14 protein-coding genes are annotated in these 20,883 nt (G+C 38.6%); 4 read left to right on the forward strand and 10 right to left on the reverse strand.

Features of this window, described 5'->3' with window-relative positions:
• Positions 1-62: 62 nt before the first annotated feature.
• Positions 63-2,243, forward strand: a complete 2,181-nt coding sequence (locus BM380_RS12700; protein WP_090494670.1) for a GAF domain-containing hybrid sensor histidine kinase/response regulator — start codon at positions 63-65, stop codon at positions 2,241-2,243.
• A 65-nt stretch (positions 2,244-2,308) separates the two neighbouring features.
• Here the strand turns inward: BM380_RS12700 and BM380_RS12705 are convergent, their stop codons facing one another.
• Positions 2,309-5,470 carry an efflux RND transporter permease subunit gene (locus BM380_RS12705; RefSeq protein ID WP_090494672.1) on the reverse strand — a complete coding sequence of 1,054 codons (3,162 nt, stop codon included), beginning with the start codon at positions 5,468-5,470 and terminating at the stop codon, positions 2,309-2,311.
• Between the two features lie 21 nt (positions 5,471-5,491).
• Positions 5,492-6,604, reverse strand: coding sequence for an efflux RND transporter periplasmic adaptor subunit (locus tag BM380_RS12710; RefSeq protein WP_090494674.1), 1,113 nt, complete (start codon positions 6,602-6,604; stop codon positions 5,492-5,494).
• A 173-nt stretch (positions 6,605-6,777) separates the two neighbouring features.
• On the opposite strand from BM380_RS12710, the gene BM380_RS12715 reads away from it, so the two are divergent.
• Positions 6,778-7,086 (forward strand): hypothetical protein, encoded by a 309-nt coding sequence (locus BM380_RS12715; RefSeq protein ID WP_090494676.1) that lies wholly within the window; start codon positions 6,778-6,780, stop codon positions 7,084-7,086.
• Between the two features lie 23 nt (positions 7,087-7,109).
• Here the strand turns inward: BM380_RS12715 and BM380_RS12720 are convergent, their stop codons facing one another.
• From BM380_RS12720 to BM380_RS12735, 4 genes are all read right to left on the reverse strand, one after another.
• Positions 7,110-7,703 (reverse strand): acyl carrier protein phosphodiesterase, encoded by a 594-nt coding sequence (locus BM380_RS12720; protein WP_090494678.1) that lies wholly within the window; start codon positions 7,701-7,703, stop codon positions 7,110-7,112.
• A gap of 118 nt (positions 7,704-7,821) precedes the next feature.
• On the reverse strand, positions 7,822-8,316 hold the full coding sequence (locus tag BM380_RS12725) for a general stress protein (protein ID WP_013464109.1): 495 nt from the start codon (positions 8,314-8,316) through the stop codon (positions 7,822-7,824).
• Positions 8,317-8,529: 213 nt separating this feature from the next.
• Entirely contained in the window at positions 8,530-9,513 is a 984-nt protein-coding gene (locus tag BM380_RS12730; protein WP_090494680.1) for a DNA topoisomerase IB, read from the reverse strand.
• 86 nt (positions 9,514-9,599) lie between these two features.
• Entirely contained in the window at positions 9,600-11,666 is a 2,067-nt protein-coding gene (locus tag BM380_RS12735) for a catalase (protein WP_090494682.1), read from the reverse strand.
• A gap of 849 nt (positions 11,667-12,515) precedes the next feature.
• On the opposite strand from BM380_RS12735, the gene BM380_RS12740 reads away from it, so the two are divergent.
• Positions 12,516-12,896, forward strand: a complete 381-nt coding sequence (locus BM380_RS12740) for a hypothetical protein (protein WP_090494685.1) — start codon at positions 12,516-12,518, stop codon at positions 12,894-12,896.
• A gap of 41 nt (positions 12,897-12,937) precedes the next feature.
• Here the strand turns inward: BM380_RS12740 and BM380_RS12745 are convergent, their stop codons facing one another.
• Positions 12,938-15,046 carry a TonB-dependent siderophore receptor gene (locus tag BM380_RS12745; protein ID WP_090494688.1) on the reverse strand — a complete coding sequence of 703 codons (2,109 nt, stop codon included), beginning with the start codon at positions 15,044-15,046 and terminating at the stop codon, positions 12,938-12,940.
• 247 nt (positions 15,047-15,293) lie between these two features.
• On the opposite strand from BM380_RS12745, the gene BM380_RS12750 reads away from it, so the two are divergent.
• A complete protein-coding gene (locus BM380_RS12750) occupies positions 15,294-16,031 on the forward strand; it encodes a DUF4198 domain-containing protein (RefSeq protein WP_090494691.1) in 738 nt (245 codons plus the stop codon).
• A 138-nt stretch (positions 16,032-16,169) separates the two neighbouring features.
• Here BM380_RS12750 and BM380_RS12755 read toward each other — a convergent pair whose 3' ends face one another.
• The 3 genes from BM380_RS12755 to BM380_RS12765 form a co-directional block, all read right to left on the reverse strand.
• Positions 16,170-17,219 (reverse strand): AI-2E family transporter, encoded by a 1,050-nt coding sequence (locus BM380_RS12755; RefSeq protein WP_090494693.1) that lies wholly within the window; start codon positions 17,217-17,219, stop codon positions 16,170-16,172.
• A 529-nt stretch (positions 17,220-17,748) separates the two neighbouring features.
• Positions 17,749-19,287 carry an Ig-like domain-containing protein gene (locus tag BM380_RS12760; protein WP_090494695.1) on the reverse strand — a complete coding sequence of 513 codons (1,539 nt, stop codon included), beginning with the start codon at positions 19,285-19,287 and terminating at the stop codon, positions 17,749-17,751.
• 351 nt (positions 19,288-19,638) lie between these two features.
• On the reverse strand, positions 19,639-20,613 hold the full coding sequence (locus BM380_RS12765; RefSeq protein ID WP_090494697.1) for a transposase: 975 nt from the start codon (positions 20,611-20,613) through the stop codon (positions 19,639-19,641).
• Positions 20,614-20,883: the final 270 nt, after the last annotated feature.

Consider the following 20,883-nt stretch of genomic DNA (forward strand, 5'->3'; position numbering starts at 1 on the left):
TAATGCGTTATTATTTTTATTCTATTACTCATTGTTAAGCATAACAAAAACAAGGTTACATAATGATAAAAGCGTCAACACCTGAGGATGAACTATCACGGCTAAAAAACTTATATGAGTATGACGTTTTAGACACTGAAGCTGAAAAATCCTTTGACGATTTAACCCAGCTTGCATCTGATATTTGTGAAACGCCAATCTCACTAATAAGTCTTGTTGATCCTGACAGGCAATGGTTTAAGTCAAAGCATGGTATTGATGTAGCCGAAACCGCACGAGATATTTCGTTTTGTTCTCACGCAATTCTAGAAAACCAAGTATTCGAAGTTCAAAATGCACTTACTGACACCCGCTTTCACGATAATCCCTTAGTTACAAACGACCCAAATATTCGCTTTTATGCAGGTGCACCTCTCATCACACCAAGAGGAAACGCTATAGGTACGTTATGTGTTATTAGCGATAAACCAAAAAAGCTTTCAAGCAAACAAATAAATGCACTCACGGTTTTGAGCAAAGAGGTCATTGCGCAATTAGAGCTTCGGCTTAATAATAAAAAGCTGTTTATGGCGTTAGAAAAACAAAAAGAACACAATAAAGAGCTAGAAAAGTTAAAAGAAGCCGCGGATATCGCCAATAACACAAAGAGTAAATTTTTGGCAAATATGACTCATGAACTGAGAACCCCATTACATGGAATTTTAAATTTAGCTGAGTTTGCGATCTCAGAGACCACCACAGAGGAAAAAAACAGTACCTTAAAAAGCATATTAAAGTCAGCACATTACTTATCAAATATTGTTAACGATATTTTAGACTTTTCTAAAATTGAGGCTGGCAAATTAGAAATTGAACATATCAACTTCAGTCTTAATGAGGTTATTAGCGATGTAATAAAACCCCAGTTACAGCAGGCATCTGCTAAAGGCATAAAGCTGATTACATCGATAGACCCTAAAATAGCAGACAATTTAAAAGGCGATCCTCTTCGGATTTCGCAAATTTTAAATAACCTGTGCTCAAATGCGATTAAATTTACCAACTTTGGCCAAGTAGAACTGAAGATAAGTGTTAAAAATAGTACATTGCAAACACAAGTACTCACCTTTGAAGTTATTGATACAGGCCTTGGTATTAATGAGACTGTTCAAGAGCATTTATTTAAAGAGTTTCATCAGGCCGACTCATCAACCTCAAGGAAATATGGAGGCACAGGTTTAGGCTTATCAATTTGCGCTCGTTTAAGTGAGTTAATGCAGGGGCACCTTAGCTTTACCAGCAAAATAGATAAGGGCTCCACGTTTACCTATGAGCAAAGCTTTGAGATTGCTTTATTGCCACCAACCTCGAAGCAGTGTACTGATATAACAAACCTTCAAGGTAGTACTGTTTTAATTGCCGAAGATAATAAAATAAATCAGCTTATTATTGTCAAAATGCTCAAAGCACATAATGCTAATTTAATTATCGCAGAGGACGGTAAAGAATGCGTTAAGTACTTCAAGGAGCACTCGGTAGACTTAATTTTCATGGATATACAAATGCCTGAAATGGATGGCATAAAAGCTACGCAAGCTATTAGAGCGCTTCCTACAGGTAAAACCGTTCCGATTATAGCTATGACAGCAAATACCCTAAAACAAGACATTGAGCATTATTTAGATATTGGTATGGATGGCTACTTAACTAAACCGTTTGATAAAGCTAAGATCAATAGCTTACTCAATGTTTATAATCCTAAAAACCTCAACCTAAAAAACTTAGCAGTAAAAATTAGCGATCCTAATGTTTCTAGCGACCGGAAGCTAAAGCAAATATGCAAAGAGTTAAAAGCGCTTATTCCCAATGCTAATCGAGTGAGCCTTTGGTTATTTAATAAGGAATACAGTACATTAAATTGCTTAATTTGCCTTGATGAAAATAATGACGTGTCAAGTGGAACTGTTCTATACACAGAAAACTCCCCTGCTTATTTCAACTATATTTTAGCTAACCAAGTACTCGACGCTTCTGATGCCAGAAATAACGAAGTAACCAAGCCGTTCTCTCACTCTTACTTTGAGCCACTCGATATTTATTCTTTACTTGATTACATTTATACACTTAATAGCAAACCGTTAGGTGTCATTTGTTGTGAAAGTGTGGGCTCAAAGGTAACTTGGAGTCAAGCTGATAAAAAGTCGTTAATCAAAGTCGCAGACGTTACTAACTTGTTTTTATCTAAACAAATAAAGTATGAATAAAACAGGCCTATTTAGTGGCTAAAATTACCACTAAATAGGGATAAAACTATTATCAGCCCTTCGTATTAAGCCTGCTCTAACTCACGCTGGGTTTGTTGTTTATCTGCTTTAACCGGCTTTATTTTAAAGAAAAAAGTATACACAACCGGAACAAACCCTAATGTTAAAATTGTTCCCATTGCAAGACCAAACGCAATAGTGCTTGCTTGGCCATAAAACAAAACATCTTTAGATAAAATGAGCGGCATTAAGCCTATTATTGTTGTACAAGTAGACATTAATATAGGTCGTAAACGTCTTAAAGAAGCGCTGATCACCGCCTCATAATTTTGCTGATTATACTGCTCAGCGGTTTGTTGTTCACTGTGCTCAATTTGTTTACGTTCAATATTGATTCGATCTATCAAAATCACCGCATTATTAATGATAATTCCGGCAAGCGCATATAGACCTAAAATAACCATAAACCCAAAGTTTGCCTGCATAATTAACAAACCAAAAGCGGCACCAATGATGATCAATGGCACAGTCAAAAACACAATACTAGTTGCACGGTAAGAGCGAAATTGCGCAATAATAATAAACACCATAATGGCAATACACAGCGGTAAGTTAGCTAAAATTGACGCTTGCGATTCAGCGGAGTCTCCAATTACACCGTCATATTCTATTTCATAACCAGGTGGTAATTTTTCTCTTATTTTATCAAGCTTTCCTTCAATTAATGGCACCATACTTTGCGCCGACATAATCTGGTTTTTAGCTTGTACTGTTACAGTACGAAATAAATTTTCACGCGCAATACGCGCAAATTGCGTTTCATAGCGGATGTCGGCCACTTGCATTAAAGGAACATTAACGCCTCGAGCCGAAGAATAAACATTTACGCTGTTAATACGGTCTAGATCGTAACGTTCACTGTTTTGTGCCCTTAACACAATGGGGAATATGTCATCACCTTCACGAAACTCAGAGATTGTGCGTCCCGAAAAGTAGGTTTCTAATGCTTGGGCAACATCGTTTGAACTAACCCCAGCACGACGAGCATTTTGCTGGTTAACCTCAACTTTAAGTGTAGTAATGCGGTTTTCCCAATCACTTTTAATATCGAATGCGCCGTCTGTATTGCGCAATAAGGTTTTAATTTCCTCGCCAATAGAATAAATATAATTACTATCTGGGCCTTTAATTTGAATCTCTATCAGTGAAGAATCTGATGGCCCTAAAAACATTTTAGTAGCGCGCCCCATAACTTCAGGAAAGTCTTGAGCAAACATGTCGCGCACGCTATTTATTGTTGGCTCAGCTAGTTTTCGCTCTCCAACATCAATCATAAAGAATGCTTTTGAAGGCTCAGGATCAATCGGTGTGAGTGACAAAACAAACCGTGGCCCGCCAAATCCACCATAAGCAGCATATTTTTTAATATGCGGAAAACGCGCTTTATCATCCAATTTTTTTAAAATGGCTTGTATCGTTGCATCAGTTTTACGCATTGACGTGCCGGCTGGCATATCTAAATACACTAAAATTTGCGCGCGGTCGGAGTCTGGAAAAAACTTAGCAGGCACTAAACTCATAGCCCAACCACCAACAAAAAACAGCCCTAATATAACAACAACAAAAATTATGCGAGCGCGCATAATTCGTCTTAATACTTTTTCATAAAGCGGACTAAGGCTATCGAAAAATCCATTAATTTTACGGCGAATAATATTTTGCTTTTGCCTCGTTTCCTTTTTCACAAAGCGATGACACAAGTAAGTAGTAAAGGTTAGGCTCAACGCCCATGAAATAAGCAATGCAATTAACACCACCAGCGAAATAGAGCGTGTATATTCACCCGCACTACTTTGCGCCAACATCAATGGCAAAAATACAAGAATAGTAGTCAACGATGAGGTTAAAGAGGGTATCGCAAGCGTACCCGAGGTATTACGAATAGCTTCGTCACGCGTTTCGCCCTCTTCGATACGCTTTTTAAAATCTTCAGCCATTATTATGCCATCATCAACCAGTAGCCCAAGCGCTATAATTAACGTGGCAAGCGACATACGCTCCAGCGGAATACCCATGAAGTTCATAATTGAAAGCGTGATTAGAATAGCTGCAGGTACAATCGAACCTACAATCAAGCCAGTGCGTAGACCTAAAAACATAATAACCACAATAGAGACAACAACAATGGTTTGTAACACACTAAAGCTCACACCAAATACAGCATCGGCAACCACATCGGCTTGGCGGGTAATATTTTTTAATTGATAGCCCGCAGGTATAGTTTGATTAATTTGAGCTATCATCGCTTCCATTTTAGGAGTGAACTTCAGCACATCCGCTTGTTCATCCTTAGAGATTGCAAAAATAATGGCTTGACGGCCATTGTAGTAACTTGTTCTTGAAGGGGGGTCGATCACTTCACGGCTTATTTTGGCAATATCACGTAATAAGATGGTTTGTGATTGATTGGGAACAGTGATCAGCGTATTGCGTATATCAGCTAGGCTTTGGTAATTCCCAGAAGGCTGGATAATAAAGTTTTCACCATCGGCATCAATAATGCCACTGGGACGTATAATATTTTGATTTTTTAAAGCCGCAATCAATTGTGTGGGTGCAATCCCTAATTGAGCGAGCTTAGCGTTTTTAGTTTCAATAAAAATACGCTCTTGCTGAATGCCTAAAATATCAATTTTTTTTGTGCCTTCGACTTGATGCATCATATCGGCAATATGTTGCGCCACATCTTGGCGATCCCCCATGCTATAAGCGGGATCTGCAATAAGTGCCACTGTTAAAACGGCAACATCACCAAAATCATCATTAATTACATAAGGTAAAGTACCACTGGGTAGCTCGCCTCGAACCGCGTTAATTTGGTCGCGCAGGATATCCCACTGCTGATCAAACTCACTTTGCTCAACACTTTGCTTGAGCTCTGCGTGAATAATAGAGCTGCCTGGAATAGATACTGAGCGAATTTCGGCAATACTGGGCATTTCACGTATCGCTTCTTCGAGTGTTTTAGTGATCAACAGCTCTACTTTTTTTGCGCTCATGCCAGGGTAAGCGGTTGTTACAACCGCCTCACGAATTTTTATTTTAGGATCTTCTTGTTTGGGGAGTTGATAATAACTAAATGCGCCAAATAGCATAAGGCCAAAGACGATGGCCAGCATCAAGCGATTATGATCAAGAGCAAGCTCTGAAATAGTAGGGATTTTCATCGTTTAAATCTCCGTCACGGGTTATGGATTAAGGCGCTTGATTTCACCCTCGATAAGCGTCACTTTTTGCCCATCGTGTAAAAAAGCCATTCCCGCATTAACAATTCGCTCCCCTTCTTTTAAATCGCCTTTAATTTGCGCTTTCTGCGCAAAAAACGTTACTACGTCCACGGTTATTTTTTGTAAAACATAACCTGCTTGTTGTGATTCAGCTTGCGCTGTAGGTAATAGCTTAAAAACAAAATGCTGATTATTTTCTTGCGCCATAATGGCACTTACAGGTACTACAAAAGCATCTGTGGCTTCCTGCTGTTGTTTAAATTGTACTTCAGCACTCATACCCGTTCTAATGTCTGCAACATCATTTTCAGATATCTTTAAAATAACAGGAAACGCATTCGCGCCTTGAGCAGCTGTGCCAATTTCTTTAATTTTGGCATTCAACGTTTTATCTAATGCTGAAATAGTCACTTTAGCAGGCTTATCAATAGCTAATGAGGAGAGAATCGCTTCAGGGGCAAGGGTAGAGACTTCAAAATTTTCTTTACCTTGAATTATAAATGCAGACGTATTTGGGCTTACCTGTTGTGAAGGTTCAATATTACGTTTTGAAATAGTCCCTGCATAGGGCGCAATTAGCGTGGTATCTTGTAACTCTTCTTTTGCCATCGCTAGTCGAACTTTAGCAATCTCGACTTTATCTTTGGCACTCTCATATTGCGACTTTGCTACATCGTATTGCGCGCGTGACACAGCGCCATCATCAACCAGTGATGCTTTGCGCTCAAAATCTTGCTTAACATTTAGCAGCATAGCCTTCGCATTAGAGACCTGCCCTTCGCCCTCTTGCACTGCCAATAAATACTTTGTTTGTTCCAGCCTAGCTAACGGCTCACCTTTTTCAAAAGCCTCACCAATTTCAAAAAAAACGTCTTCGACCTTTCCGCTAACCTCAAACATTAAAGTGGCTGTGTTAGCAGGTTGGATAACACCTGATAAAATACGACTATCAAACGATTTAGTTTTATTTAACTCTATGACAGAAACAGGTTTTAATTTTTGCTCAGAAACTTGCTCTTCAGAGCACCCTGACAACATAAAAATAATAACGAAACAAACAGCTATATAATTCATAATTTCCCTTGATAAATAGTGTATTCAAACTGGTTGTACTACCAAACTAACCACAATCAATATTCACAGTGAGCCATCTAATTTAAAGTATGGCTAACATTGTTATCACCCTGAAAGCTTGGGTATAATGCAATATTCCGGCTGTATTTTTAGCCTCTAAATTGGATCTCCACATGAAAAAACTATCTGCTGTGCAAGTAAAACAACAAGCTCTCGTTCTCAATGTTGCTGACAAAATAGAAGAGCAAGGCCGTGCTGAAATCCCAGGTATGCTGCAATGCTGGTTTGATGTGGAATATCATTTATTTCCAGGTTCTTTACTAATGTGTTTTCAATTTGAAAACCAACAAGCACTTTCAGCCGCAGAGCCGGAGCTACTAAAGTGGCAAAAACGCTTAAGCGGTGCCATGCTCAAAAAAGGCGTAATTTTAAAAGATATGCGCAAACATTTAGTATTTACCCTAAAAGGACCAGACGACTAAACCACTTATTTTGTAAGCGCACTCTACTTTGGTGCGCTTTCCAAATTAAACTCATTAACGTGCTTAATCAGCTCAGGGAAAAACGCTAAAAAGAGCTCATCTAGCTCACTATAATGGCGGATTATATCTTCAGCGGTACCTGCAAAATTATTAGTAAAGCGAATACGTTTAGCAATATTATCAAGCGCCCGCCCTACCCCATCAATGCTTTCGTACTCCTTAAACCAATCGTTTTTCGTCATACTGGTTACTACACGCTGCATTTTCTGTGGCATTACAGGTATACGCCTGTCCAAAAGGTCATAACTGGTGTGCTTAAAATCAATTAGTGATTGGTTATTAAACTGCTGCCAATGCGCAATAAGAAAATAATCAAACACCACATCAACTGCCACACCTGCAAAGCGCCTGCGCTTGGCTGAAAAAAGCTGCTTAGCTTCTTTTACTAATGGATGTGTGTCAGTAAATTTATCCACTAAATAATGGTTATCTAGCGCACTTTTTACAGTTGTAGGTAGATGCGTTACCTGTCGTTGGCCACCAAAATCTCCCAGCAAATTGCCAAAATGAGAATCAGCCGTAGGCTGTGCTAAATAAAGGTGGGCTAAGTAATTCATTGGTTGCCAATATAGATTAATATACCAAACTCAGATAGTTTTAAATTCAAACACGTAAAAAGATGGAACGCAGTTCCACCTTTATACATTTTAGATACTGATAGCGCATTCTAAAATATTACGCTTTTGAAACCTTGCTTGCACCAGCATTATCAAGAATTTCTTCAACACTATTTTTGTTATCGCTGTTATATTTAACACCGACGAGTATTGAACCCTTCTCAATTGCGTCTTCATAATACTTAATTTCATGTTCTGGAATAAATGCGCCGATTGCTGCGCCTAAAGTCCCACCAACGGCAGCACCTGCGCCACCAGCTGCAAGTGCTGAAACCAAAGGACCTGCAACTAATAAGCCGGCACCACCAGAAGCGACTGCTCCAACAGCGGTAAAACCACCAATAATTGCCGCTAACACGCCACCAGATGCAGCGCCCAACAAACCGCCCTCTGCAGCTTTGGTCCCTTCATCTACAGCAAAGTCTTCCTTTGTATACGAGTCGTTAGCGACAATGCTTATATCCGCCTCACTTACACCTAAAGCTTCTAATCTATAAATTGCTAATGTTGCTTGTGATGCATTATCGAATAACCCAGTAATAACAGTACTCATAATAACTCCTTTATTTGTTTAAGAAAGTACGCTTAGTAATTAGCAACATTCAAACCAAAGTTTTAATCCTTTAAAATCAGCTAGATAAATAAAAAAGTAGAGTAAAACTCTAGGCTTTAAAGTAAAAGTTGCTAGAAGTTGTAAAAAGTTCACACACATAGGTATCACTCAAGCGATTGAAATATGAGTAGAATTACAAAGAGACTAACGTTATTAGCATTGTTCTTCTAAAAATATCAACAACCCACGTTCATAGCGACTCAGGTACTTAGTCTTACGGGGTAGTTTGTCTAAGTTATTAAAGTCCTTTAGAGCTTCCTTGCCTCCTTTACACAGCTCAATCAACTTTGGATGAATATATGAATTACGAGCTATTGCTGGGGTATTCCCTAAATTACTTGAAACGCTATCTAACATATCTTTAAGCGAAAGCTGGCCGTTTGATTTATGTAAGACTTCAAATGCCAAAACACTGGCCCGCCATGTTCTAAAATGTTTTGCACTAAATTGCTCGCCCATAACACTTTGAATAAACTCATTCACCTCTTTGGAGGTAACATCACAATACTCGCCTTCATCGATATATTGGAATAAGCTCTGCCCAGGCAAATCTTGCAACTGCTGTATGATAGAGCTAAGCACTTTATCTGTTATGTTCACTTCTCTTTGCTTACCGGATTTTGCTTTATACTTTAAGCGAATATTTTTACCCGTTAGTTTTGCATGCCGGCTACGCAATGTTGTAGCACCAAAACTATTATTATGTTTGGCATTTTTTTTAGAGCCAACGCGCAGGGCTCCAAGATCCATTAAACGTACAACGGCTGCAATTGTGCGCTGGTAATCAAGCTCATTACCTCGCAAATATTCCGATAGTTTTGCTCTTAACAAAGGCAGTTTATTTCCAAATAAAGCACATGCTTCAAACTTTTTAAGCTCTTGCTGCTCCCTAAACTCGGGATGATAAAAGTATTGCTTGCGGCCTTTGCTGTCGTAGCCAGTAGCTAAAATATGCCCATTTTCTTCTGGACATAACCATACATCTTTGTATGCGGGGGGAAAAGCGAGGCTGTCTAACCGCTCTACTTCATCTTTATCATGTATTTTCTTTCCTGCAGGATCATAATAAACCCACTGATTTTCATGCCTCTTTCGAGTAATGCCCGGCAAGTTATCATCGACATAAATTAGTTTCATTTTATTCCTTTAAATTTTTGTAATCCTCAAATAAAACGGTGCTATCAATAACAAGGGCTAGTTCTCACTAGCCCTTGTTATACGATTTATCGACTCCAATACCTAAGGTTACGAATTTTTGAGACAAACTCACTTGCGGAAATTTTATTTAAATCCAACCAGCCATCATCAAGTTGTCCATTTAAACCAGTAGCCTCGATTAAAGGAGCTGCTTTATCACTAAAGCCGATATACTTCATATGTGCATAAGCATCACTGACAAAATCTTTCGCCTCCGGTATTTCAGCAAGCTTTTTGGCGCCTTCATTAGTGGTAAGCAGAGCTATTGCGTCGTAAAGCACCGAAGGTCCGCCGTTAATCACCTGATCGGCCTCAACAATCTCGCCCTTACTATTTTTAGCACCACCAACTTGAGCCGCAATAACTTCATGGCTTGCACCTTCCTCTTTAAGGCTTTGTATTAATAAATTAAAGGTTTCAGCATCAAAACCATCACTTACTAATATACCAAGCTTCCTGCCTTTAAATGTATTTGGCGCATTTTTTAAAATGCTTAGCGCATCAGATACTGGTAAATCTTGACGGGTATCAAGCGCCGCTTCTGCCGCATCTGGCATAGTTTGTAAACCTAAACCCAATGCAACTTTCTCAGCAAGCTTGTTATCAATGTTTAACAGATGAGAAACTACGCGCTCTCTAATACGTAAATGCTCAACTTTAGATAACTCAAAAATTAAAGCATCTTGAATATGCGCTTGTTCAACCTCAGTCTGACTTAAATAAAATTGGCGTGCTTGGCTGTAGTGGTCACTAAATGTTTCTGAACGATAGCGTAACTTACTGCCATTAGTCTCAGATTCTGAGCTTTTGAACCCATGTACAGGACACTCTCGTGGGTTGTTTTCACCCCCGCTGAATGAATTAGGTTCGTAATTAACCCGGCCTTTAGGGTTCTGCATTGCCATGTGGCCATCTTGAAGAAAATGTCTCATCGGGCATTTTGCTGCATTAATAGGAATTTGTGTGAAATTAGGCCCACCTAGGCGTTTGGTTTGTGTATCTAGGTAAGAAAAATTACGGCCTTGCAATAAAGGATCAGGAGTAAAATCAAGTCCTGGTACTATATTCTGTGTGCAAAATGCAACCTGTTCGGTTTCTGCGAAGAAGTTGTCTACGACTCGATTGAGCACCATTTTACCAATAATTTTAACTGGTACTTGCTCTTCGGGTATCAGTTTAGTGGCATCAAAAACATCGAACTCGAACTCTTCAGCAAATTTTTGATCAAATACTTGAATGCCCAACTCCCATTCCGGATAGTCTCCATTATTAATTGATTCCCACATGTCACGACGATGAAAATCGGGATCAGCGCCATTTAATTTCAATGCCTCATTCCAAACCACTGACTGCATACCGCCTTTAGGTTTCCAGTGGAACTTAACAAATTTTTCTTCACCTTGTGCATTAATAAACTTAAAAGTATGAACGCCAAATCCTTCCATAAACCTTAATGAGCGCGGGATAGCTCTATCTGACATTGCCCACATAACCATGTGCATGGATTCTGGCGACAAACTTACAAAATCCCAAAAATTATCGTGGGCTGTTTGCGCTTGTGGAAAACCACGATCTGGTTCTGCTTTTGCGCTATGTATAAGGTCGGGAAACTTCATCGCGTCTTGAATGAAAAAAACTGGGATATTATTGCCTACCAGATCCCAATTACCTTCCTGCGTATAAAACTTAACGGCAAAACCTCGCACATCACGTGCTAAATCAGGCGATCCCTGATTACCCGCCACTGTTGAAAAGCGTGCAAAAACAGGTGTTTTTTCACCTTTACGTTGAAAAATATCAGCAGAGGTCAAATCATCTAAAGCATCATACGTTTCAAAGTAACCATGTGCTCCATACCCTCTTGCGTGAACAACTCGCTCAGGAATTCGCTCGTGATCAAAGTGAAACAACTTTTCTCGTAACACATGATCTTCCAATAGTCCTGGTCCGCGTTGACCTGCTTTTAATGAATTTTGATTATCACTAATAGGGCAACCTTGTGCGGTTGTCATTACGGGGTGGTCTTCATTAGCTTTTTGATGAAGCTCTCCTGCATGTCCTTTATTATTTGTGTACTTAAATGACTCTGCCATAACTTTTCTTCCTTAAATGATTTTTTGATTGCTATATTTTTAAAGGGTTAAAAAACAACAACCAAGCAAAAAAAAGACCATATCTAAATAGCTTTAAAATCAATAACTAAGAAAGGAATGAAAATATTTTACCAATACAAACTATAAAAATTACACAACTAATGTAAGCTTTCCCCAGAGCATCATTTTATTCTGATTTTCATTATTACTGTATTTTTACAATGATAGATTTAGTGAGGACTTTGTCTTTATTGAGGGCTCAGAAAGGTTTGAACGTAAATGTTACTCGGCTTTATTCTTATTTAAAATAGCGTTCTGCTTTTGTACATGTCATTTTAGGTAATAAAAATTTACTCGCTTTATCTGGGCATAGTTTCTTTAAACGGCTTACTGCATAACGCCCACACCTTGATAAAGTATATAACTCTTATTTCTCAGTAACACCTAGCGCAGATTGATAACTCAACTGATAAAGCACCTTAAGCAATAACATCTGTCTCTGCGGATGAGTGATAGATTTGACCGAGTAAATTACTATATAAACAATATAAAAGATTTTTAAAAAATGATAAAAACATCTTTATTCCTTTAAAAACGCATCTAATAGTAATTATTTAGTCAATTACCTAACTCAGTTATGCGCTGCATTGATATTAAAATATTGATGCTAATATACTTCAAAACTATCCAATCAATTACAATTGTATTTTAATAATTCAGTAAAGAGTCAGGCCAATTTTGTTATCACTGTTGTTGCATTTTTTCGGTGCTGCATGAGTCATAAAACGCCTTGCTTAGCCTTTAATACAAAATGCTATTTTCTATTGTAACCAGGGCTACTCACGCATTATGACAACAAGCTTTTTAAGTCAATCACAACAGGTCGCACTGCAACAAGCACTTATCAACAGTAAACTGTTAAACAGCGACGTAGTAACGAGTGATAACCCACCATCACAAGAACAACAAGCCTATGGCTGTATCGCTGTAATGCTCTATCGCTTTAATTTACAAAAAATCAAATGGCCCTCTTTTTTAAAAGCAGCTATAAACACTGCAAGTAATGAGTGCTCGTGGTTAACCCGCGAACTTGCCAGATGCCAGCAAAGCTACAAAGCCCAGCCTAATGACGCTGTAATAATTGAACAAAGCGCATTTTTTTGTGGCATTTTTAGCGAAGAGCTCGCTTATATTGACACTTTACTTGGAACAGGTGCACAGCCTGAATAAAGTGATGGGGCAAGCATCGTTAAGCCTGCCCCAAGGATAAATTAAAAGCTATATTTTAAGCTCAGCTTATAATTAACAGGCTCACCGGGTTGAGTCCAAATTGCAGAGTAAGAGTTTGAGTAATATTCTTTATCAAGCACGTTATTAATGTTCAGTTGTACCATCACATCTTCATTAACGTTGTAAGTTGCGAACAAATTCACCAACGTATACGAAGGTAAGTAATACGTAGGGTCTATGGTTTCACCTAAGCGTTCCCCCTCATACTGAACAGCTATACCAACGGTCGCATTTAAATCGATTAAATCATTTAATTCTCTTTTAATACGCGCATTTGCACTGTGTTTAGGAATATTAAGTAAAGGGCTACCTTTTGGTAATTTTACCCACCAATCTGTATTAACCGTGTCGTTTGCTGTTTTTGCATCGGTGTAGGTATAGGCAAAATCAAATGACGTGCGCTCTGTAATATAACCGTGTAAATCAAACTCAACGCCTTCGCTAGTTACCTCGCCTAACGCCGTCGATACGCCTGCTTGCAAATCTGTGGTCAACATATTACTTTTTTCGGCGCTAAATACAGTAAAGCTGCCATTTAGGTTATCGGTGCTAAATTTAACACCCGCCTCAATAGAGGTTGTTGATTCTGGCTTAAATGCATCACCGTTTATATCGTAACCACTGTTTGGCCTAAAACCTTCCGAGTAACTGCTGTAATACTGTATGTCGTCTGAGTAAGCATACACTAAGCCTACTCGTGGGCTAAATGTACTCTGATTGCTTTTAGACTGACTTTGATTAATGTGATTATCTATTTGCTGATCAAACCAATCATAACGACCGCCTACTTGTACTTTCCACTGCTCAGTGATGTCGATTTGATCTTGAATATAAATCCCGTAACTGTGCTGTACTTCAGTGCTGTTAAATAAAAGTGAGCCTTCGGGTGCTGTTTGCCCATACACGGGGTTATACATATTGATTGCATAGCGCGTATCTTCAAGCGTAGGGCGGTATCTGTACCAGAGTTTGTCAAAATCAAACTTGCTGGCATCTGCGCCAATTAATAAGTGATGGGTAAACCCAGCAGCAGTAACGCTACCACTTAGCTCAGTGCGCGCTGAGATGTTTTTAGTTTGAAAATCACGCTCGTTATGTTGCCGACTTAAGGTTTCGCCATCAGTAAAATAAAGCTGCCTGCTAGGGGCGAGTTCAGCATCACTCGATTCGCTTATAAATTTAGAATCGCTATAGCTAAGCCCATTTAAAAGTGACCATTGCCCTATTTGATGCTCAAAGGTCAGTTGATGAGAAATCGCATCAACCTCTGTTGGTTCATCGCTTGGCTCACCTAAAAACGTTTTAATAGGTAATGCGTCTATCTTCCCATCTAGAGCAACAATACCACGGTCAAACGTCACACTCTGATCAACATATTCTAGTTCATAATTTAATTTTGTTGTGTCAGATATTAACCAAAGAACTGAAGGTGTGATCACTGTTTTTTTATTTTCGTGGTAGTCTCTAAAACCCTCACCATCTTCAATTGCACCGTTTATTCTAAAAGCAACTTGATCATTAATTGCATTAGTGTAGTCGCCTTCAGCGCGATAACTTTGCCAGCTACCGGCTGATACTTTCAAAGAGCCTTGTTCTTCAAACTGTGGCTTTTTAGTGATGATATTAATAGTACCGCCAGGCTCAGAACGGCCATAAAGAGCAGAGCCAGGCCCTTTCATCACTTCTACATAATCAATATTGCTAGTATCGCGGGTACCACTAAAACTTCGACCCGATGAAAAACCATTAATTAAAAAGCCTGAAGGAATATTCTCATCGCCTACTAACCCACGTATTGCAAAGCTTTCCCACAATCCACCAAAATCATTTTGTTCAGAAATACTCGGCGTTAAATCAAATATATCGGTGAGTGTAGTCACTCCTGCGTCATCGAGGTTTTCTGCTGATATAAACTCAATACTTTGTGGTTGCTCGCTTAAAGGCACATCGCCACGAAAAGCTTGTCTAACCCCCGAAACCGCTATTTTCTCAATGTTATCTGATGCTGAAGCTGCGTATACAGAAGGCGCTAAAATGGTACTTATAGCAATTGTTAGGGCTGATATTTGGTATCGATTTATTAAGTTCATTCTATCTCTTAGATATCATACAAGCTTAATCGGTTAAGTTTTCACTAAAAAATTTTTTAACTAGAGCCGATTAAATAAGTACGAAATGCAAATAGTAATAATTGTTATTTGCAATAATATACAAACAGAATAAAAAGAGCTACCCTACAGCAACAAATTTTACAAAGTTATTAGGGGTTGTTTTTATTTTTGAGTTAAACGTATTCAACATCGAAAAATAAATACCTCCTAAAATTTAGAGAAAAAAATGAAAATATTACCTTTCGCCTGCATGGCATTAGTCACTTCAATATCAAGCGCATACAGCGAACAAGCACAGGCTCATGCAATATGGTTTGCAGAGCGCTCATCACAGGTAGCTTTTATATATGGCGAAGGCGCACAAGATTTAGATACCGTAAAACGACAAAATAAAATTAAAAGCATTACTGGCTATAGTAAAAACTGGCAACAAAAAAACGTAAAACTTATTGAATCAGGGCCTATGATGCTGCTAAGTGATAAAAGCGTTTATGCGATTACTGGTATGCTCGATAATGGGTTGTGGAGTAAAACAAAAGAAGGTGAATGGTTTGATAAAGGTCGAGATGAAATCCCCAATGCACTATTAAGCGAACATACTAAAAAGTACGCAGTACATCTGCGTGGCCCGCTTGCCCAAGTACCTGCACTTAAAAATCAGCAATTACAAATCCTACCTGTAGGTAACGAATATTCAGATCAAAAAGGCGCAATAGTCAGCTACCGCATAACTTTCAATAGCAAAGCGGTTCAAGGCGCTAAAGTAATCAATGATTTAGTAAACGACCCAGATCAAGAGCCAATAGTTAGTAAAGATGACGGCTTGGTCACATTGCCATTGCGTAACCAAGGCTTAAACGTAGTAGCCGCAATCTATGACGAAAAAAGCACAAATTTAAATGTATTTGATAAAACAGAGCATTTAGCCACACTCTCATTTGTTTTACCCCATGCTGCAGAATAAAAGCAAACCTCACCGCTCAACATTAAACAGCCATCTAACCAATATGTTTTATATTGGCTACACAAGAGTAACTTGTTAATTAATTGGCATAAAAAGTGGCAAATTATATTTATATAACTTGCCACTTTCTTTAGCGTATCACTGCCCTAATGGTTGGATTTTCTCTTTTAAAACATCCCGTATATAGAGCATCTGCACAGTGACAATAATTGATACTAACAACGGCGTTGAAAGCGCCAAGCCATGAATTCCAAACATAGCGCCCATTAATAATTGCCCACCAAGCATAACTGCTGGCGGCAATGAAACAGCTGTTCTTTGTACAAACGGTGTTATTACATTACTCTCGAGCACTTGTACAACACCGTACACGACTAGTACATACGCAGCTTGGGTTGGGCTATTGAGTAACGCGACTAATACCGCAGGTATCAAAGCGGCAATAGGTCCTATAAATGGCACAAACGATAACAAACCCGCAAGCAATGCCAACGCCATTATCAATTTCATATCAATAAGCCACAAACCTAACGCGGTTAAAAGCCCTACCACAATCATTGATGTTGCACGGCCCATTAACCATAACTTCAATGCATAATATACACTGTGCATTACTTCATTTATGCGGCTGCGTTTATCACTTGGAAATAAAAATAGCACCCCTTCTTTATAAGGTTTAGGGTGCAGTGCGAGGTAAAAACCAATAAATAAAATAACAAATATATCAGCAAGTGAACCAAATAAAGTAGAAAAGACCCCGGAAACTTCCCCCATCAGCTTTCTTGGTGAAAGTGGTGCTTGTTGCCATTGCCCTTGCGCCCACTGAAGTAGAGCCTCGCCCCACTCTTTACCCTTCAAGTAACCTTCTAACTGTTTTACCCCACCAGTTATTTGCTCTCTAAGCTGTAACAACTGATCCATAATAGCAGGGCCAACCAAGTAGCCAGCAAGTATTAATAACCCCAATACGGTAGCAGTAACAAGCATTACCAGTCCCCATCGAGGTAAAGGTAGCCAACGCTGTAACAGACTCGCAAGCCCTATTAAAAAAACACCAAATAAAATCCCGCCAAATATAAGCAATAACACATACGATAATTGCCATAGCAGCATAAATAAGCCTATTGCTAAAGCTGTAATGCCAATGGTTGCTAATAGTCTGCGAATATAGTTGCTATCAGAGCTCATTGCTTCTCCCTTTGCTTGGTATAGCATGCGCTTAATAAAGTTAATGCCTATACATTCAATGCAATTAAAATTATGCAAAGTACAGTTTTATCAGTTTTAGTGCTTTTTTAACAGTCTCCTATATAAAACGGCTCGTTTTGTTATGAAGGAAAGACACCATTTACAGGCTCAATTGATATAGCTTAATGCGTGAGTGAGGCTAAAAATAATACTGACACTAAACGATGACAGAGGCGATAACCAAAGGCTCAAATTCATAGGGCGTTCTTTACCCAAGCCATAGCGCGTATTCTCACCAATCGAGGCCATTACTAGGTGCGTAATCATATTTAAATTGAGTTTAAAAAGTAGGGGCGTTTGGCTTTTAGAATAAAAAGGTCAAGAAAACACAGCAGCCTGCTTGACCGAAACTTTCTAATGGATGATCACTTTGCTCTACATCGCTAGACGCTTAATTTTTAATTAATAAGGCAAATCAGCAATAAAAAAGGGCTCTGTGAGCCCTTTAAATCAGTTTTATGGATATAAATTATTGCGGAATATAGTGATATATGGCTTTACCATAATAATTGGTATAAGCGCCACCAACCGACAGCAGAGTATTACCATAGGCAACCGTTTTAAAATCACGTAAATAATAGCTAGTCGTATCTTGCACCTCAACCGCAAACGGATTAGCGGTAAGCGTTTTCCATTGCATTAAATCAAAATCAAATTCCACAAAGTTTTTTGCACTTAACAGGTATAACGTATTACCTATAAGTGTAGTGTCATAATAAACACCGGCTTCAAAATCAGGAATTAACTCTGAATTTAAAACACTTTGTGTAGCAACATCAAATTGACTTAACAGTAATTGCTCGTATTGACGTTGGATAACAAAAAGCGCATCACCTTTGCTAAAACAATGCTGTATTTCATTCAAACTCTCAGGTAGTTCTGTTGCTTGCCAGCTGTTATCCACTGTATTTAAACGATTAAGGCGTTGCTGTTGACCATTTTTAGAAAACGCAATGACCTCATCATTAAATGAACAACTCGCTTGTAGCGGATTAATAAACGGCGCAAAGGTAGGTGCTACAAACGTCTGCCAGGTTTTTTCTTGTGTATCATACACTTCCATATTAGCTTGTGCATTTGCCCCACTTGCACACGCCTCGGTGCCACCAAAGAGATAAAGCTTTTTATCAACAAGTTCTGATTGATAATAATAACGACTCGATTGCGGTGAGCTCAGTTTTTGCCAGCTATTTTGTGCTATATCCCAATGTGACAACCTCGGAGCGCTCGGTTCGGCACTTGAACATATAGAAGCAGCAGCAATCGCAAAGTTATGTGTCACTGCATACAGATCATCACTGGTTGACTGAACATTTAAATGCGTACCTTCAAAGCCCGGTAAATCACCGAGTTTAACCCAAGATACTGCAGTCACTTCAATATCAAATGCAGGTAAAGCAGCTTCAAATTCACCATCTGAGACACGAATAACAATACCACTGGTTTTACCTGCATGCTGATTTGAAGGCATACCACTTAATACCCCAGTTACAGTATCAAACGTCGCCCAATCAGGTTTATTGTCAATACTAAAACTCAATTGCTCAGAATCAATATCTGAAGCCGCGGCAGCAAAATGATACGTTTCATTAGCTTGCACAGTAGCAGCAGGAGTTCCTGTAATTACTGGCGCATCGTTAACAGCCGCAAGGGTAATATTAACTTTTACCGTGCTACTTTCTTTAGTGCCTTTTTTTAGTTTAAAGCTAAAGGTATCGTCACCAAATTGGTCTGCCACCGGCACGTAGCTTAAATTTGGATATATACCCGATATCTCACCAAGCGTAGGTTGATCTACTAATTCTAAAACTATGACCTCAGCGCCATCAGGGACTTTATTGGCATTAATGATTATAGCTGATGGGCTATCTTCCTTGCCCGTAACCGTCATTAATGGCTGGATCTCAAACACACTTTGGACTACGGTCGGTGTGCTTTTTTTATCAGAACCCCCACAGCCAGTTAACAATACAGCCGATATAGCTAAACTTAAAATTTTGATTTTCATAATATAAAACCACTTCCGATGTGAAAAGTAATCTAATGGGCCTTCCGTTCCTCATCTTTGCCATACCATTGACGAGCAATGAACAACAAAAGGATAGAACCTCATTAAATACTAAAGTTTTTTTAGGTACAAGAATTCATGTCAATCCATTGTAAATAAATGTATAAAAAAACTGCAAAAATCACGAAAACCAAAAACCAAATGAAACCAAATGAAACTAAATGAAAACCAAATGAAAACCAAATGAAAACCAAATGGGGTCAAAACCAAATGGGGTCAAATCTTGACTTCAGACATCAAACAATCTCGAAGTTTTCCGTATTGTGAAAACCAAATGTAAACCAAATGGGGTCAAATCTTGACTTCAGACATCAAACAATCTCGAAGTTTTCCGTATTGTAATTTAACCTTTTTATCTTCAACCATTAATGTATTCAACCTACCGACAGCTTTCGATATTGCCGAATAGTGTTCAACATTAAAAACATCTGCTAAAGCCTGCAAATTTAATCCCGTTAAATCTTGGCATAATTTAATAGCAAACCAGCGTGGTAAATTTTTCTCTTTTCGCCCCTTTTTAACCGCTATAATCTCATCAACTTCAACATTAAAGTATTGAGCTAAGTAAGCTATAACATCATCTGCTGAGTGCTTTTTACTAACAAGCTTTCTTTCGCTATCTGACTTGGCAATATAGTCTTTTATGTTTTCAATAAAGTCCTCACAACCCAAAACCGACAACAACTTTTTAGCACTATAAAAAGCGCTTATTTCTTTATTATTTTCAAATTCAACAAACTGTTTATAAGCAGCATATTTACGCTTTTTGCCTTGCAGCGAAAATATAAAGTCTCGAACGAGCCATTTAGGTGTGGCTACCCTTTTAATGAAAGCTGAATAGCTAGACCATTTATACTTAGCAAGGTCTTCTACCAACGGTGTACTCGTTTCAATTGGGTTACGGTGAATGTACCGACTAACATGTAATAAATAGTTATCTGCATCCACAAGCACCGCTTTGTAGCGCCCTCTAAACAACGCACCATCTGTATTATGTGTTCTATTAAAGTATTGAGTATAAAGGCCATTAATATGCTTCATGGCTCGGCCTAAATTTGCATCGGGGGTTTTGATTAGCAGGTGGTAATGATTGGTCATTAAACAATATGAATGCACTTCAATATTAAAGCGAAGGCTTGCTTGCTCAATGCAATGTAAAAAATACTTAAAGTCGTTATCACTTAAAAAGATATTTTCGCGCCCTCTTCCACGATTCATTACATGATAAAACGCATTTTCATACTCTATTCGCAGCGGCCTAGACATAGTAATTCACTCAATGAGTAGTAAACTATAAATCTAGACCTTTGATGTCTGAAGTCAAGATTTGACCCCTTTGGTTCCAGCCAGAAACTGGACTGACATTGGTACTAAACGATGACTGAGGCGAAAGCCAAGGGCCTTAATTAATCATCAATAATGCTTAATTAAACTGCCTAAATTCATATGGGTGACTGGTGCATATTCACACCAAACGACGTCATTACTGGATGTATACCATATTTAAAGTGAGTTTAAAAAGTAAGAACACTTGGT

The sequence above is a fragment of the Pseudoalteromonas sp. DSM 26666 genome (assembly GCF_900116475.1).
Lineage (GTDB): Bacteria > Pseudomonadota > Gammaproteobacteria > Enterobacterales > Alteromonadaceae > Pseudoalteromonas > Pseudoalteromonas tetraodonis.

Coding starts and splice junctions, on each gene's coding strand:
- BM380_RS12735 (WP_090494682.1), bottom strand. CDS start 11,666: ATGGCAGAGTCATTTAAGTACACAAATAATAAAGGACATGCAGGAGAG.
- BM380_RS12760 (WP_090494695.1), bottom strand. CDS start 19,287: ATGAAAATCAAAATTTTAAGTTTAGCTATATCGGCTGTATTGTTAACT.
- BM380_RS12710 (WP_090494674.1), bottom strand. CDS start 6,604: ATGAATTATATAGCTGTTTGTTTCGTTATTATTTTTATGTTGTCAGGG.
- BM380_RS12765 (WP_090494697.1), bottom strand. CDS start 20,613: ATGTCTAGGCCGCTGCGAATAGAGTATGAAAATGCGTTTTATCATGTA.
- BM380_RS12715 (WP_090494676.1), top strand. CDS start 6,778: ATGAAAAAACTATCTGCTGTGCAAGTAAAACAACAAGCTCTCGTTCTC.
- BM380_RS12730 (WP_090494680.1), bottom strand. CDS start 9,513: ATGAAACTAATTTATGTCGATGATAACTTGCCGGGCATTACTCGAAAG.
- BM380_RS12745 (WP_090494688.1), bottom strand. CDS start 15,046: ATGAACTTAATAAATCGATACCAAATATCAGCCCTAACAATTGCTATA.
- BM380_RS12725 (WP_013464109.1), bottom strand. CDS start 8,316: ATGAGTACTGTTATTACTGGGTTATTCGATAATGCATCACAAGCAACA.
- BM380_RS12700 (WP_090494670.1), top strand. CDS start 63: ATGATAAAAGCGTCAACACCTGAGGATGAACTATCACGGCTAAAAAAC.
- BM380_RS12750 (WP_090494691.1), top strand. CDS start 15,294: ATGAAAATATTACCTTTCGCCTGCATGGCATTAGTCACTTCAATATCA.
- BM380_RS12755 (WP_090494693.1), bottom strand. CDS start 17,219: ATGAGCTCTGATAGCAACTATATTCGCAGACTATTAGCAACCATTGGC.
- BM380_RS12705 (WP_090494672.1), bottom strand. CDS start 5,470: ATGAAAATCCCTACTATTTCAGAGCTTGCTCTTGATCATAATCGCTTG.
- BM380_RS12720 (WP_090494678.1), bottom strand. CDS start 7,703: ATGAATTACTTAGCCCACCTTTATTTAGCACAGCCTACGGCTGATTCT.
- BM380_RS12740 (WP_090494685.1), top strand. CDS start 12,516: ATGACAACAAGCTTTTTAAGTCAATCACAACAGGTCGCACTGCAACAA.